General features: G+C 51.4%; 17 protein-coding genes and 1 other RNA gene. 6 read left to right on the forward strand and 12 right to left on the reverse strand.

All coding sequences use genetic code 11. The features are described from left to right. Positions 1 to 10: 10 nt before the first annotated feature. Complete coding sequence (gene tesB / locus SD961_RS08410; RefSeq protein ID WP_318789931.1) at positions 11 to 880, reverse strand: acyl-CoA thioesterase II; 870 nt, start codon at positions 878 to 880, stop codon at positions 11 to 13. Between the two features lie 220 nt (positions 881 to 1,100). Here tesB and SD961_RS08415 point away from each other — a divergent pair, with 220 nt between their 5' ends. Then, positions 1,101 to 1,658, forward strand: coding sequence for a YbaY family lipoprotein (locus SD961_RS08415; RefSeq protein ID WP_318789932.1), 558 nt, complete (start codon positions 1,101 to 1,103; stop codon positions 1,656 to 1,658). 24 nt (positions 1,659 to 1,682) lie between these two features. Here the strand turns inward: SD961_RS08415 and SD961_RS08420 are convergent, their stop codons facing one another. Next, a complete protein-coding gene (locus SD961_RS08420; RefSeq protein WP_318789933.1) occupies positions 1,683 to 1,994 on the reverse strand; it encodes an MGMT family protein in 312 nt (103 codons plus the stop codon). A gap of 234 nt (positions 1,995 to 2,228) precedes the next feature. On the opposite strand from SD961_RS08420, the gene ffs reads away from it, so the two are divergent. Then, an RNA gene (gene ffs, locus SD961_RS08425) (signal recognition particle sRNA small type) lies at positions 2,229 to 2,325 on the forward strand. A 53-nt stretch (positions 2,326 to 2,378) separates the two neighbouring features. On the opposite strand, the gene SD961_RS08430 is transcribed toward ffs, so the two are convergent. The 3 genes from SD961_RS08430 to SD961_RS08440 form a co-directional block, all read right to left on the reverse strand. Continuing rightward, positions 2,379 to 2,597, reverse strand: coding sequence for an HHA domain-containing protein (locus tag SD961_RS08430; protein ID WP_034889649.1), 219 nt, complete (start codon positions 2,595 to 2,597; stop codon positions 2,379 to 2,381). A gap of 29 nt (positions 2,598 to 2,626) precedes the next feature. Further along, positions 2,627 to 3,007: an Hha toxicity modulator TomB gene (tomB, locus tag SD961_RS08435; protein ID WP_306207395.1), complete on the reverse strand. Its 381-nt coding sequence runs from the start codon at positions 3,005 to 3,007 to the stop codon at positions 2,627 to 2,629. Positions 3,008 to 3,150: 143 nt separating this feature from the next. After that, a complete protein-coding gene (locus tag SD961_RS08440) occupies positions 3,151 to 3,504 on the reverse strand; it encodes a hypothetical protein (protein ID WP_318789935.1) in 354 nt (117 codons plus the stop codon). Positions 3,505 to 3,919: 415 nt separating this feature from the next. Here SD961_RS08440 and SD961_RS08445 point away from each other — a divergent pair, with 415 nt between their 5' ends. From SD961_RS08445 to SD961_RS08455, 3 genes are read left to right on the forward strand one after another with little or no spacing between them, the layout of a single operon-like run. Next, on the forward strand, positions 3,920 to 4,597 hold the full coding sequence (locus SD961_RS08445) for an ABC transporter ATP-binding protein (protein WP_318789936.1): 678 nt from the start codon (positions 3,920 to 3,922) through the stop codon (positions 4,595 to 4,597). Positions 4,598 to 4,599: 2 nt separating this feature from the next. After that, positions 4,600 to 5,466 (forward strand): metal ABC transporter permease, encoded by an 867-nt coding sequence (locus SD961_RS08450; RefSeq protein WP_318790165.1) that lies wholly within the window; start codon positions 4,600 to 4,602, stop codon positions 5,464 to 5,466. Beyond that, on the forward strand, positions 5,463 to 6,341 hold the full coding sequence (locus SD961_RS08455) for a metal ABC transporter substrate-binding protein (RefSeq protein ID WP_318789937.1): 879 nt from the start codon (positions 5,463 to 5,465) through the stop codon (positions 6,339 to 6,341). The genes SD961_RS08450 and SD961_RS08455 overlap by 4 nt, the downstream gene beginning before the upstream one ends. Before the next feature lie 180 nt (positions 6,342 to 6,521). Here SD961_RS08455 and ykgO read toward each other — a convergent pair whose 3' ends face one another. From ykgO to SD961_RS08475, 4 genes are all read right to left on the reverse strand, one after another. Continuing rightward, the gene (gene ykgO, locus SD961_RS08460; RefSeq protein ID WP_318789938.1) at positions 6,522 to 6,662 is read right to left on the reverse strand and encodes a type B 50S ribosomal protein L36; all 141 of its coding nucleotides are present in this window, start codon (positions 6,660 to 6,662) and stop codon (positions 6,522 to 6,524) included. 9 nt (positions 6,663 to 6,671) lie between these two features. After that, positions 6,672 to 6,929 (reverse strand): type B 50S ribosomal protein L31, encoded by a 258-nt coding sequence (locus SD961_RS08465; RefSeq protein ID WP_318789939.1) that lies wholly within the window; start codon positions 6,927 to 6,929, stop codon positions 6,672 to 6,674. A 147-nt stretch (positions 6,930 to 7,076) separates the two neighbouring features. Beyond that, the gene (locus SD961_RS08470) at positions 7,077 to 10,229 is read right to left on the reverse strand and encodes an efflux RND transporter permease subunit (RefSeq protein ID WP_318789940.1); all 3,153 of its coding nucleotides are present in this window, start codon (positions 10,227 to 10,229) and stop codon (positions 7,077 to 7,079) included. Positions 10,230 to 10,246: 17 nt separating this feature from the next. Next, entirely contained in the window at positions 10,247 to 11,431 is a 1,185-nt protein-coding gene (locus SD961_RS08475; RefSeq protein WP_318789941.1) for an efflux RND transporter periplasmic adaptor subunit, read from the reverse strand. A 140-nt stretch (positions 11,432 to 11,571) separates the two neighbouring features. Between SD961_RS08475 and acrR the strand changes: the two genes are divergently transcribed. Then, the gene (gene acrR / locus SD961_RS08480; protein WP_318789942.1) at positions 11,572 to 12,207 is read left to right on the forward strand and encodes a multidrug efflux transporter transcriptional repressor AcrR; all 636 of its coding nucleotides are present in this window, start codon (positions 11,572 to 11,574) and stop codon (positions 12,205 to 12,207) included. Positions 12,208 to 12,211: 4 nt separating this feature from the next. Here acrR and rsmS read toward each other — a convergent pair whose 3' ends face one another. The 3 genes from rsmS to priC are packed head-to-tail and all read right to left on the reverse strand — an operon-like array spanning position 12,212 to position 13,204. Next, on the reverse strand, positions 12,212 to 12,361 hold the full coding sequence (gene rsmS, locus SD961_RS08485) for a pleiotropic regulatory protein RsmS (protein ID WP_306207377.1): 150 nt from the start codon (positions 12,359 to 12,361) through the stop codon (positions 12,212 to 12,214). A 25-nt stretch (positions 12,362 to 12,386) separates the two neighbouring features. Then, a complete protein-coding gene (locus tag SD961_RS08490) occupies positions 12,387 to 12,632 on the reverse strand; it encodes a hypothetical protein (protein WP_318789943.1) in 246 nt (81 codons plus the stop codon). A gap of 41 nt (positions 12,633 to 12,673) precedes the next feature. Then, positions 12,674 to 13,204: a primosomal replication protein gene (gene priC / locus SD961_RS08495; RefSeq protein ID WP_318789944.1), complete on the reverse strand. Its 531-nt coding sequence runs from the start codon at positions 13,202 to 13,204 to the stop codon at positions 12,674 to 12,676. Positions 13,205 to 13,227 lie beyond the last annotated feature (23 nt).

Genomic DNA, 13,227 nt, shown 5'->3' on the forward strand with positions numbered 1-13,227 from the left:
CCTTTTTTTATTACTGCTTCGTCTGGCGGAGGCGCATTACGCCCTCTTGCACGGTAGAGGCAACCAGCGTGCCATCCTGAGTATAAAACTCCCCGCGAACAAACCCTCTGGCGCTGGAAGCAGAGGTACTCTCCACGCTGTAGAGTAGCCACTGATTCAGGTCGAAAGGGCGATGGAACCACATGGAGTGATCGATGGTGGCAACCTGCATGCCTGGCTCAAGAAATCCTTTACCATGCGGCTGCAGCGCGACCGGCAGAAAGTTAAAGTCTGAGGCATAGCCCAGCAGATATTGGTGGATCCGCATATCTTTCGGCATAGCGCCGTTGGCACGGATCCAGACGTGCCGGGTCGGCTCATCCACATGGCCCTTTAACGGGTTATGAAATTTAACGGGGCGGATCTCAAAAGGCTTTTCAGATAGGAATTTCTCGCGCGCTTTTTCTGGAATAAAGTGGGCTAACTGCCTGGCCATCTCGCTTTCGCTGGTCAAATTATCTGGGCCGGGCACCTCTGGCATCAGTTTTTGATGCTCAAATCCGCTTTCCGGCGCCTGAAATGATGCGGTCATGTAAAAGATGGGATGACCATTTTGTACCGCGCTAACTCTTCTGGCGCTGAAGCTTTGCCCGTCACGCAGCGTTTCCACATCATAGATAATCGCTTTTTGGCTGTCGCCGGGACGTAAAAAATAGCTGTGAAAAGAGTGAATGATCCGGTCCGCCGGCACGCTCTGTTTTGCTGCATACAGCGCCTGGCCTACCACCTGGCCACCAAATACCTGGCGCAATCCCAGGTCTTCGCTCTGACCGCGGAACAGACCCTCTTCCAGCTTTTCCAGATTCAACAGATTTAACAGGTTTTGCAAAGCGTGACTCATGGCGGCCATCCTCATTGATCGTCTTGCCCTCAGTGTGCGAGATCCGACCAGTTAAGGTCAACGGGTCAGCAAAAATTATCTTTGCCGAAAGGAGGACAAAAAGGCTGCCAGGCAAAATCAGTAACTTGTGCCAGAATTAAAGGTAACAGAGCAGCAAATCGCTGCTCTTCAGGCTAACAGAAACATCAACCTCTACATTGATAGCAAGGAGATTAAATCAATGAAAGTCTGGCCAATGTTAACGGGTGCCGCACTGGCGGTTGCACTCTCAGGATGCGCTGATAAAGGGAAGGACGTACCTACGGCTACGCTGGCTTCTCAGGTAGCGGGTGAGCAGGCCACGCTACGGCAGCCTAACGTGAGTGGTACGGTCTATATCCGTCAGCGCGTGTCGCTGCCACCGGATGCGGTACTAACCGTCACGCTCTCAGATGCTTCTATTGCCGATCAGCCTTCAAAAGTCCTGTCACAGCGCGCGGTAAGAACGGAAGGCAAGCAGGCACCTTTCAACTTTATTCTGCCTTTCAATCCGGCTGATGTTCAGCCAAACGCCCGCATTCTTCTGAGCGCGGCGATCACGGTAGACGGTAAAATGATGTTTATTACCGATAACGTCAAACCGGTGATTAATAACGGTGGCAATAAGCAGGAGTTGTTACTGGTTCCGGTCCCTTCAATGGCTATGCCGACGCAAAGCGGGGCGGCGACCACAGTACCTTCTACATCGCCAACGCAGATTACGCCTTCTTCATCGGTGCCTGCTCCAAGTTCCCTGTAAGCTTCTCCGCCCCTGCGGGGGCGGTTATCCTTGCCAGCGATAGAGGCTGAGCACTACTTTTCCTTCCGGGCTGACATCGACCCCTTCCTGAAGGAGAGCCTGGCGCTGCCGATCCAGATCGTCACCCGTTAAGGAGATCTCGCCCAACCTGTTTATAACCCGATGCCAGGGAAGTTTACTGCCTTCTGGCAGGCGTTTGAGTACGCCCCCAACCTGTCGGGCCGCTCGTGGCGAGCCAGCCAGACGGGCGATATCACCATATGTGGTGACTTTACCGCAGGGAATGGCGGCAAGAATTTGGTAGATGCGCTGTTGAAAAGTATCGAAGTGATCCATAAATTCTCCCTGATTCGATCTCAACAATAATCGAAACGGCAGAACATCTGAAGCGATTTCAGGAAGTTATCGGGCTGCCATCAGACAGCGCTGCTTTGGCTTTGAAAACAAGCAGATAGCGGGGAGAAGAGATTTGCACAAGAAAGCAACGGTCATCCGGCACAGGCTTGCAATTGCCTGAGCCTTCATTGATAATGCCCTCGCTCCATCTGATGGAGCACTCAATGGGGGCCCGGTTGGTTCTCCCGCAATGCTAACTTGTGAACTCGGTCAGATCCGGAAGGAAGCAGCCGCAGCAGGTGACGCGTGTGCCGGGATGTAGCTGGCAGGGCCCCCACCCAATTCTGCCTTTGCCTGCCAGCCTTCTCTTTCTCATCAAAAAACTTATCGAACAAATTTCCAGACAGATACCGGAATTTTGTCGTAAAGCTTATTCATTGTCAGCTCAGCCAGACGGTGATCCGCAGCAGAATAAAATACGGCCAGTTCATTATCGGATAATTCGTATTTGTTTTTTTCAATCACACGTTCCAGCGTGTCAATAGAACGACAACGTCTTAAACGCATCAGATAATCAGTTTTAGTCAGGAGTTTATCTGTCATTGTTAAACCGTAGAAAAAATAAAGGGTTGCTAAAATGAATGGCTCGTCTGTATCGGCACGAGAGCGCATTCCTCTGCGAAAATGTTGAACAATCGTTTCGCTGATTTTTGCCAGCGCTGCAAATCCTGAACATTAATGCCGTAATTACTGAACAGCATAAATGTATCATCAAGATATTCATCTATCTGACTAATCAAGTCACTATCTTCGATATGTTTGATTTTGTAATTCATGGTGAAGGCAGCAATATGCTCAATCAAATCGTTGAGCTGTAAATTGACCGCAGATGTAGGATCGTTAACCCAGCCATGATGACTGTCACCTAATGTTGCCAGGCTTTCGTCATACAAATTTTCACACACGAATTTCAGTTGGGCGATATCATGCCTTTTTGGTGAGTATTCGTCCATCTTTTTCCCCTCCATAGCGAGTGAAAGATGCCGTTAGCGCGGGCTTTCAGCGTTGAGTATGCCAGGAAGCGATAATTAATCTTAACCTAAAAATATTAATAACTATAACGTCAGCGATTTTATTTTGACGCTATTACGTACTATTACAATTCATCCGCTGACGTTGACTGCTCGGTTTGAATGAAATCAAAAATCAGTTGTCCCGGCTGGTACTCAAAATTCACGGTTTCAAAAGTCGTTTCATCTTCATCAATATCAAGACAGGCATTGAAAACGTTCCAGCGAAAGCTGTATCTCATCTTATAACGCGATTCCCCAGAATCTTCTATAGAAATAATTTTTATGCTATCGGGAACATATTGCGCATTTTGTGAATACCATAACAACGAGCCGGTTAGCGCCGTTTCTATTTTGGGAATAATCCGCTGAACGTTTTCTGAAAGTAGATTCAGATCTGGTTCATTACCTTTGTCAGGAATGGGAATGGATTTGCGCATTTTTTCTCCACAGAGTTAATTAACGCTTATAGAGATAATTAGTCGGCTTGATGGATTAATCAAGGCTGTTTAGTGTAATTCAGACTATCTTAATGATTTAATTCTTATTTATCTTAGTAGATAATGCGCTTTTTCGCGACATCAGATTGCGGGAAGTTGAAAAAAGTTTATATAACCTCGGCAATCTGAACGTTATTAGCAAGTAATACTTAGATACACTTTCTTTAGTGCCTTCACACTCAGTCAACGTATGATAATTGTTATATTATAACATAACAATGGTCACTTTTATGCCGTCCCCTCACTCTCTGATTCACTTCGGTAGCTTGTTTACCCACTCTGCCCTGGTGCGCCTGGCGATATCTTCGTTAGTCATTGTGCTGCTGGCAGGCCTGACATATTGGGCAACCGCCTGATGATTACCTTAAATCAGCTCAGAGCAGGTTATCAGGGCAGAGCAGTAACGCCTCTTTTGGAAGGAGAGTTCCAGAAAGGATCTTTGACCGCCCTGGTGGGCGCTAACGGTTCCGGAAAGTCTACCTTGCTGAAAACGATGGCTGGTTTACTGCGTCCTGTTAGCGGGTCAGTCAATATATCACAAGCACCAGCCTCTCTTGGCTGGCTGCCCCAGCAGGCAGAAATAGAGAAGAGCTTCCCTATCACCGTCTTTGATTTGGTCGCGATGGGAAGCTGGCGACAATGTGGCTGGTTTGGTTCGGTAAACCGGCAACTTCGTCAGAATGTTATGGCGGCGCTGGGCAAAGTTGGCATGCTGGATTTTGCCACTGCATTACCGGGTACTTTATCGGGTGGAGAGTTGCAACGGGTGTTGTTTGCCCGTTTGCTAATCCAGAACGCCGAGCTGTTATTGCTTGATGAACCTTTTGCCGCCATAGACAGCCAGACCAGTGAATTATTAATGAAGCTGTTGCAGGAGCGTCATCAGGCAGGTTGCACGGTAATCGTTGTCCTGCACGATATGGCCACCGTTGAAAAATTTTTCCCTCAGACGCTTCGTCTTAATAACGGCCATGCTGAATGGTCTGGTATGAGCAAACCGGTAACACGGCTACGCAGTCAGGGAGCATCCTGATGGTGACGCTGCTTCATCCCTTTATTGAATTCGGCTTTATGCGTCGGGCGCTGGTCGCCTGCATCGCTCTTTCACTCAGCGCTACACCGCTGGGCGTATTTCTGTTGCTGCGCAGAATGAGTCTGGTTGGGGATGCGCTGTCTCATGCCGTGCTGCCCGGTGCCGCTATAGGTTATTTGATTTCAGGCCTGTCGCTGGTAGCGATGGGAATTGGAGGCATTATTGCCGGCCTGTCCGTGGCGCTGTTGTCCGGTGCGGTCAGTCGCTACACGCCGTTAAAGGAAGATGCCAGCTTTGCTGGATTCTATCTCGGCTCGCTGGCCACAGGCGTCACGCTTGTCTCTCTACGCGGTTCCAGTATTGACTTGCTGCACGTACTGTTTGGCTCCCTGCTGGCTGTAGACAATCCTTCCATTCTGCTGGTCAGCACCATTTCTGCCCTGTCAATGGCGGTGCTGGCCCTGATTTACCGCCCTCTGGTGATTGATGCGTTTGATCCTGGTTTTTTACGTGCGCAGAACCGCTGGGTCGCTCCGTTAGTACACGGCATCTTTCTGGTTCTGGTGGTCACCAACCTGGTAGCGGGTTTCCAGGTGCTGGGAACGCTAATGTGCGTTGGACTGATGATGCTGCCAGCTGCTGCCGCTCGCTTCTGGGGCCGGGAACTTCCGTCCATGATTGCAGCCGCGATGATTCTGGCATTGCTGGCCAGCTTTAGCGGACTTATTGCCTCTTTCTTTCTCTCACTGCCTGCCGGACCGGCGGTGGTGTTAAGCGCCGCAATTCTGTTTTTCATCTCGATTTTAGTGGGGCCATGCGGTGGGATCTTGCGTCCGCGCCCCTTTTCAACTGGTAAGGAGAAAGTATGAAGAAGTTACCTGTAGCCCTGGCACTGGCGGGAATAGTGCTCACCCCAATGGCGATGGCAAAAACTGTGAATAGCGTTGCCAGCTTTTCCGTGCTGGCGGACATTGTAAAAGAAGTTGGAGGTAAGCACGTTAAGGTGAAAAGTCTGGTTGGGCCGGATGGCGACCCGCACAGCTTTGAACCCACGCCGCAGGACAGCCAGGCGCTGGCGCAGGCGGAGGTGGTGTTTGTCAGTGGACTCGGGCTGGAAGGGTGGATGGATCGTCTTATCACCGCCTCCGGCTATAAGGGTAAAGTGATCGTCTCTTCCCAGGGGATCGCCACCCGTTCTATGGAAGAGGAGGGCAAAACCATTACCGACCCGCACGCATGGAACAGCATGAAGAATGGCGCAGTGTATGCCAACAATGTTATGAATGCCCTGATCGCCGCCGATCCTGAAGATGCAGACTATTTCCGTCAGCGTGGTTCTGCCTACATTAGTCAGCTAAATAAGCTGGATAGCTGGGCCGCTAAGAGCTTTGCGGCTATCCCACAGACGAAGCGCAAAGTGCTGACCAGTCACGATGCTTTTGGCTATTTCGGCCAGCGTTACGGCGTGAGTTTTATGTCACCGGTAGGGTTTTCCACCGAGTCAGAAGCCAGCGCTTCTGATGTCGCCAGGCTGATCACGCAGCTTAAAACTGAGCATATTCATAGCTACTTCATTGAAAACCAGACCGATCCGCGGCTGGTTAAGCAGATTGCTTCTGCCTCTGGCGCAAAACCAGGTGGCGAACTCTTTCCCGAAGCCCTGACGAAAAAAGGCGGCGAGGCGGATACTTACGTGACAGCGTTTCAACACAACGTTAATGCCATGATTAGCAGCATGAAATAATCAGTATGGCGGCCACGCAGGGTGGCCGTCGTCAGCTTTTAAAACGGTAATAATGAGCCTGACTATAAGCGGATGTTTAAGGTAGCGGTAACAGAGAGCTATCCACAGCAAGCATTTCGAGTTGCCGTTGCCAAAAAAAGGGCCGCATATTGCGGCCCACTTTTGCTATTGAAGAGTAAGTTAACGTTTTTTCTTCCCGCCCTGAACCGCTTTAAAGCGTGGATTGCTTTTGCAAATAACAAAAACGCGGCCATGACGACGCACGACTTTGCAATCTTTGTGGCGTTTTTTGGCCGAGGCCAGAGAGCTTAATACCTGCATGGCGACACCCTATTTTGCAGCAGTAAAGAAACGACCGAAGCGCTGGTTAAAGCGATGCGCGCTGCCTTCTTTGGCAAACTCTTTCTGCTTGCCGGTGTAGTAAGCGTGTGACGCTGAAGAAACGTCCAGCGGCACATAGGGCAGCACTTTGCCGTCAAGCTCAATAGTGCGGTCCGTTTTGATTGTCGAGCCTACGGTGAACCAGGTATCTGCGCTGGTATCGTGAAAGGCGACGGTGCGATAAGCAGGATGAATACCCTTTTTCATAAATCCTCGCTGAATTAGTTATGTTATAACGTAACGTAACATTAATTATGCGCGCACTGTCGCAAGAATGCAACGGGAAAACGGGCAGGGCAGGGCTAAAAAAAAGAGGCCGCATAAGCGGCCTCTTGATCAGGAACTAAACCAGGGTTAGTGCTGTTGATGCTCTACAGGATGGCCCTGTTCCAGCTCTTCTTTGTCCTTACCGAAGCGGCGGCGAACCACTACAAAGAAGACCGGTACGAAGAAGATAGCCAGAATAGTCGCGGTAACCATACCGCCCATTACCCCTGTACCTACCGCATTCTGCGCACCGGAGCCTGCACCGGTACTGATAGTCAGCGGCAGTACGCCCAGGATAAAGGCGAGTGAGGTCATCAGAATCGGACGCAGACGCATACGCACCGCTTCAAGCGTTGATTCAACCAGCCCTTTGCCCTCTTTCTCCATCAGGTCTTTGGCGAATTCTACGATCAATATCGCATTCTTCGCCGAGAGGCCAATGGTTGTCAGCAGTCCCACCACAAAGTACACGTCATTACTCAAACCGCGGATGGTGGTGAAGAGAAGCGCACCGATAACCCCGAGCGGCACAACCAGCATAACCGAGAAGGGTATCGACCAGCTCTCATAGAGCGCCGCCAGACAGAGGAAAACAACAATCAGCGAGATAGCATAGAGCGCCGGTGCCTGGTTACCAGAGAGACGTTCCTGATAGGACATTCCCGTCCAGTCGTAACCGATCCCTTCCGGAAGCTGAGAAGCGAGCTGTTCCATCAGGCCCATTGCCTCACCCGAGCTTTTGCCCGGTGCGGGCTGCCCCAGCAGTTCCATCGATGGCAAACCGTTATAGCGCTCCAGACGCGGCGACCCATACTGCCATTTAGCAGAAGAGAACGCAGAGAAGGGCACCATCTCACCGGATGAGTTGCGCACGTACCATTTACTGATATCGTCCGGCAACATACGAGAGTCGGCCTGGCCCATCACGTATACTTTCTTCACACGACCACGGTCGATAAAGTCGTTAACGTACGAGCCGCCCCAGGCAGCACCCAGCGTGGTATTGATATCGGAGATAGTGACGCCCAGGGCTTCTGCTTTCTCCTGATCAATCATCAGCTTGTACTGAGGGGTATCTTCCAGACCGTTCGGACGAACGCCTACCAGCATATCCGGATGTTTGGCGACCATGCCAAGCAGCTGGTTACGGGCCTGCGTCAGTGCTTCATGACCAAGGTTAGCCTGGTCAATCAGCTGAAAGTCAAAGCCGGTGGCGTTACCCAGTTCGATAATCGCCGGCAGGTTAAACGGGATCACCATCGCATCTTTGATAGCACCAAAGGCCTGCATGGCGCGCCCGGCAATACCGTCGACTTTGTTTTCAGAACCGGAACGTTCGTCCCACGGCTTCAGGCTGACAAAGGCGATACCGGTGTTCTGGCCACGACCCGCAAAACCAAAGCCGTTAACGGTAAAGACTGAACGAACGTTATCTTTCTCTTTGGTCAGGAAGTAGTCGGTAACCTGATCAAGTACCTTCTGCGTACGGCCCTGGGTCGCACCGGCAGGCAGCTGTGCCTGAGCCAGCAGCAGACCCTGATCCTCTTCCGGCAGGAAGGCGGAAGGGAGCTTAACGAACATGTAAGCCATACCCACTACAATCACCAGGTAGATAACCAGATAACGCCCGGTGCTGCGGATGATATGACCAACACTGTTGGTATAGTGGTCGGTACTCTTGTCGAACATGCGGTTAAACCAGCCGAAGAAACCGGTGGTTTTACCGTGATCGCCTTTTTTGATCGGTTTCAGCATGGTGGCGCAAAGCGCTGGCGTCAGGATCAACGCCACAATCACCGACAGCACCATCGCCGAGACGATTGTTATGGAGAACTGACGATAGATAACCCCGGTAGAGCCGCCAAAGAAGGCCATCGGAATAAATACCGCTGACAGCACCATGGCAATCCCCACCAGGGCGCCCTGAATCTGCTCCATCGACTTGCGGGTCGCTTCTTTCGGCGGCAGGCCCTCTTCCGCCATCACGCGCTCGACGTTCTCGACCACCACGATGGCATCATCCACCAGCAGGCCTATCGCCAGCACCATCCCGAACATCGTCAGGGTGTTTATCGAGTAGCCAAAGGCATTGATAATGGCAAAGGTCCCTAACAGCACCACCGGCACCGCTATGGTTGGGATCAGAGTTGCACGGAAGTTCTGCAGGAACAGATACATCACGATAAACACCAGCACAATCGCCTCAACCAGGGTTTTCACCACCTCATTGATAGAGATTTGCACAAACGGCGTTGTATCGTAAGGGTAAACGGTCTTCATCCCATTCGGGAAGAAAGGTTCCAGTTTAGCCAGCTCCGCTTTTACCGCAGCGGCCGTATCCAGAGCGTTAGCACCGGTTGCCAGCTTGATACCAATACCGGAAGCGGGTTTACCATTATATTTAGCGACAATCTCGTAGTTTTCACCGCCGAGTTCAATCTTCGCTACGTCTTTTAACAGTACCCGTGAACCGTCTGCGTTAACTTTCAGCAGGATCTTGCCAAATTCATCCGTAGAGGTCAGACGCGTTTGCGCAATAATAGAGGCGTTAAGCTGCTGCCCCGGCACCGGCGGTGAGCCGCCCAGCTGACCGGCTGCCACCTGGGAGTTTTGTGAATTAATCGCGCTAATCACATCTACCGGCGTCAGCTGATAGTTATTCAGCTTGTGCGGATCCATCCAGATTCGCATCGCATACTGCGCACCAAATATCTGCGTATCCCCTACGCCGAGGGTTCGGCTGATGGGATCTTTGATATTCGACGCCACATAGTCGGCGATGTCATTCTGCGTCATGTTGTCATTATCACTGACAAAACCGGCTACCATCAGGAAGCTGCTGGAGGATTTTTGAACCTGAATCCCCTGCTGCTGCACTTCCTGCGGCAGTAATGGCGTGGCCAGCTGCAGTTTGTTCTGCACCTGAACCTGCGCGATATCCGGGTCGGTACCTGACTGGAAGGTCAGAGTAAGCTGCAACGTACCGGAGGAATCGCTGTTCGATGACATATACATCAGGCCATCGATACCATTCATGTTTTGTTCAATGACCTGCGTGACGGAGTCCTGCAGTGTTTTCGCATCGGCACCCGGATAGGTTGCACGAATCTGCACGGCCGGCGGCGCAACATTGGGATATTGCTCAATCGGCAGTTTTAGAATCGACAGCACGCCCGCCAGCATGATGATGATGGCGATAACCCACGCAAAAATGGGGCGATCGATAAAGAACTTAGCCATGTATCAGCGGCTCCTGTTTAAGACTTCGGTTGTTCAGAACCAGCCTTTTTGGCCTCGTCTGCACTCACTTCTTGCGGGGTAACCTGCGCACCCGGCTTAGCTCGCTGAACACCAACAGTAATGACTTTGTCGCCTTCTTTCAGACCGCTGGTCACCAGCCATTTGTCACCAACCGCCTGATCTGCCGTCAGCGTGCGGGCTTCAACCTTGTTATCCGCGCCTACGACCATGGCTGAAGCCTGGCCTGTTGGCGTACGGGTCACCGCCTGCTGTGGCACTAACAACGCGCTTGGGTTGGTTCCCTCTTCCAGACGGGCACGCACAAACATACCTGGCAACAGCGTGTGATCCGGATTAGGGAAAACTGCACGCAGCGTAATGGAACCGGTAGTTTCATCCACGGTGACATCAGAGAATTCTAATGTTCCGCCCTGAGCGTATTCGCTACCATCCTGCAGTAACAGTTTGACCTGAGCTTTGCCGTCAACCTGCTGCAGTTTGCCGGCGTTCAGCTCGCCACGCAGACGTAAAAAGTCTTCGCTCGACTGGGTGACGTCAACATAGATAGGGTCCAGCTGCTGCACGGTAGCCAGAGCGGTGGTCTGACCGCTCTGAACCAGCGCACCTTCCGTCACGGAAGATTTACCAATGCGTCCGCTGATAGGCGAGGTCACTTTGGTATAGGCGAGGTTAATGCGGGCTGTCTCGACATTCGCTTTCGCTCCCTGAGCGGCAGCTGCCGTCTGGCTCTGCGTAGCGATAGCCTGATCGTAATCCTGCTGACTGATGTACTTGGTGCCTAATAACGGTTTGTAACGTTTAACGGTTACCGCCGCAATTTGTGCATTTGCCACTGCCTGAGCTAAATCGCCCTTAGCGCTGTCATAAGCCGCCTGATAGGTTGCAGGATCAATCTGATAGAGTGATTCACCCGCCTTGATATCGCTCCCTTCAACGAAGTTACGTTTTAAAATAATGCCCGAAACCTGTGGGCGAACTTCTGCAATACGAAACGAAGAGGTACGTCCCGGAAGGTCGGTAGTGATTTTCAGCGGGGCGCTTTTCAGCGTTACCACACCCACTTCGGGTGGCTGTTGTTGCCCGGCCTGTTGCGCTTCTTTGTTATCACATCCGGTCAGCGCTAAGCTGCCAGAAAGCATCAGAACGGCCGCCAGAGGCGTTATCCCTCTGTTTTTGTTCATAAATAAACCTCGAGTGTCCGATATCGATTGTTCAATGGATCACATACCCATAAACCCATTGCTGCGTTTAAATTATGGTCGTGCTATGGTACATACATTCGCAAATGTATGTAAGTCCACCTTTTTGTAAAAACCACCCTATGGCACGAAAAACCAAACAACAGGCGTTAGAAACGCGAAATCACATTATTGACGCGGCAATTGAACGATTTTCCGGGCATGGCGTCTCCAAAACGTCACTGGCTGATATCGCGGCTGCGGCAGGGGTGACGCGTGGTGCAATTTACTGGCATTTCAAAAACAAAACCGACTTGCTTAATGAAATCTGGGCACAGTCCGAATCTGGACTGGAAGACTTAGAGCTTGAGTATCAATTAAAATACCCTTCTGATCCACTCTCTGTTATGCGCGCAATGATCACCTATGTCCTTGTAGCCACAGTAAGGGACCAGCGCAGACGTTCGCTTCTGGAAATCATTTTCCATAAATGTGAGTTTGTGGGTGAAATGACGACTCTGCAGTTGATGCAACAAACTCTCTATCTGGAATGTTACGAGAAGATTGAAGATGTCCTGCGCCAGTGTGTGGAAGCGGGGCAATTACCGCCAGGCCTCGAAACGCGGCGTACCGCAGTGGTGATGCGCGCCTATGTCACGGGAATAATGGAGAACTGGCTGTTTATGCCGGAAAGCTTTGATCTTGAAGCTGATGCGCCGCAGTTGGTGGAAGTGCTTATTGATATGCTGCAGCACAGTCCCGCCCTACGCAAGGCGTAATGGTTTAATCCTGACGCGCCACCTTTTTTTCAAAATCCTTTTGTACGATTGCCAGCGCGGCCAGCACCGTATGGGGATCCAGATTGTTCTCTTCCAGCAGCATAATTAAATCTACCGCCAGTTTAACCTCTTCAGGTGCGCTTTCGAGCGACATACGCTGTTCCTCTCCCGGTCCAGACTCAGATCCGCAGTTTTTTGACCAGTAAAACCATCATTAGCGCGCCAGCAAGGGCGATTAGCATAGCCCGCGGTTCAAGGTGAGCCAGCGTCCCGTAATTAAAGAACACGCTAACGTAACCGCCGATCAGTGCGCCTGTTGTCGCCAGGATCAGCGTTGGGATAAGCCCTCCAGGCCGCCCCGGAAAAAAGCGTCGGGTGAGGAAACCTGTCAGTAATCCAATGATTATCCACGAAAGCAGGCCCATCCATTCTCTCCACTTAACAATTTTCCCAAGTATAACCGGTTCTAGTGTTCGCGCTTTTCAATCGCCCGCTCAATACGTCGGGTAGCGTGCAGGCATCGCTGAAGACGGCCCTCCAGCGCGGCGATCTCTCGCTGCATGTTTTGCTGTTGGATCAGCGTTTCGCAGAGGCCGAGCTGGCTCTCTCTGTCTGCGATCATGGCCTGTAGTCGCCGCTCGTAATCCTGATGCTTAGCCAGCTTCTCGTACAGGTTCTCGCTAACCGGCACGGCAACGGTTTCATTTTTCCGTAACGATTGCGTGGCCAGCTCACGTTGTAACGCACTCATTTGCAACACCACGCGCTCCGCCATCCAGGCGACACGATCGGTTCGCTGATAAGCAACGCTCTGCCTGAGCATCACCATGCTCTCTTTGACTTCCAACAGATAGTCGCCCAGCCGGGTGCTGTGCGAATGAAACAGCTGTGCATCGAATCGGGCGCGGGGCGTGCGTTGGTTACTTTGAGGGGCTACGGCTTCAGCCAGTTGCTCCAGCTTCTCTTCAAGCTGCTGAAGCAGCAGGGCACTTTTCATTTCGTTTCTCCAGAGATTGCACA

Source organism: Erwinia sp. MMLR14_017, from assembly GCF_033657285.1.
Taxonomy (GTDB): Bacteria; Pseudomonadota; Gammaproteobacteria; order Enterobacterales; family Enterobacteriaceae; genus Erwinia.

Bases quoted from the DNA above. Each gene is read 5' to 3' on its own strand.
- tesB (WP_318789931.1), bottom strand. From the start codon at position 880: ATGAGTCACGCTTTGCAAAACCTGTTAAATCTGTTGAATCTGGAAAAG.
- SD961_RS08415 (WP_318789932.1), top strand. From the start codon at position 1,101: ATGAAAGTCTGGCCAATGTTAACGGGTGCCGCACTGGCGGTTGCACTC.
- SD961_RS08420 (WP_318789933.1), bottom strand. From the start codon at position 1,994: ATGGATCACTTCGATACTTTTCAACAGCGCATCTACCAAATTCTTGCC.
- SD961_RS08430 (WP_034889649.1), bottom strand. From the start codon at position 2,597: ATGACAGATAAACTCCTGACTAAAACTGATTATCTGATGCGTTTAAGA.
- tomB (WP_306207395.1), bottom strand. From the start codon at position 3,007: ATGGACGAATACTCACCAAAAAGGCATGATATCGCCCAACTGAAATTC.
- SD961_RS08440 (WP_318789935.1), bottom strand. From the start codon at position 3,504: ATGCGCAAATCCATTCCCATTCCTGACAAAGGTAATGAACCAGATCTG.
- SD961_RS08445 (WP_318789936.1), top strand. From the start codon at position 3,920: ATGATTACCTTAAATCAGCTCAGAGCAGGTTATCAGGGCAGAGCAGTA.
- SD961_RS08455 (WP_318789937.1), top strand. From the start codon at position 5,463: ATGAAGAAGTTACCTGTAGCCCTGGCACTGGCGGGAATAGTGCTCACC.
- ykgO (WP_318789938.1), bottom strand. From the start codon at position 6,662: ATGCAGGTATTAAGCTCTCTGGCCTCGGCCAAAAAACGCCACAAAGAT.
- SD961_RS08465 (WP_318789939.1), bottom strand. From the start codon at position 6,929: ATGAAAAAGGGTATTCATCCTGCTTATCGCACCGTCGCCTTTCACGAT.
- SD961_RS08470 (WP_318789940.1), bottom strand. From the start codon at position 10,229: ATGGCTAAGTTCTTTATCGATCGCCCCATTTTTGCGTGGGTTATCGCC.
- SD961_RS08475 (WP_318789941.1), bottom strand. From the start codon at position 11,431: ATGAACAAAAACAGAGGGATAACGCCTCTGGCGGCCGTTCTGATGCTT.
- acrR (WP_318789942.1), top strand. From the start codon at position 11,572: ATGGCACGAAAAACCAAACAACAGGCGTTAGAAACGCGAAATCACATT.
- rsmS (WP_306207377.1), bottom strand. From the start codon at position 12,361: ATGTCGCTCGAAAGCGCACCTGAAGAGGTTAAACTGGCGGTAGATTTA.
- SD961_RS08490 (WP_318789943.1), bottom strand. From the start codon at position 12,632: ATGGGCCTGCTTTCGTGGATAATCATTGGATTACTGACAGGTTTCCTC.
- priC (WP_318789944.1), bottom strand. From the start codon at position 13,204: ATGAAAAGTGCCCTGCTGCTTCAGCAGCTTGAAGAGAAGCTGGAGCAA.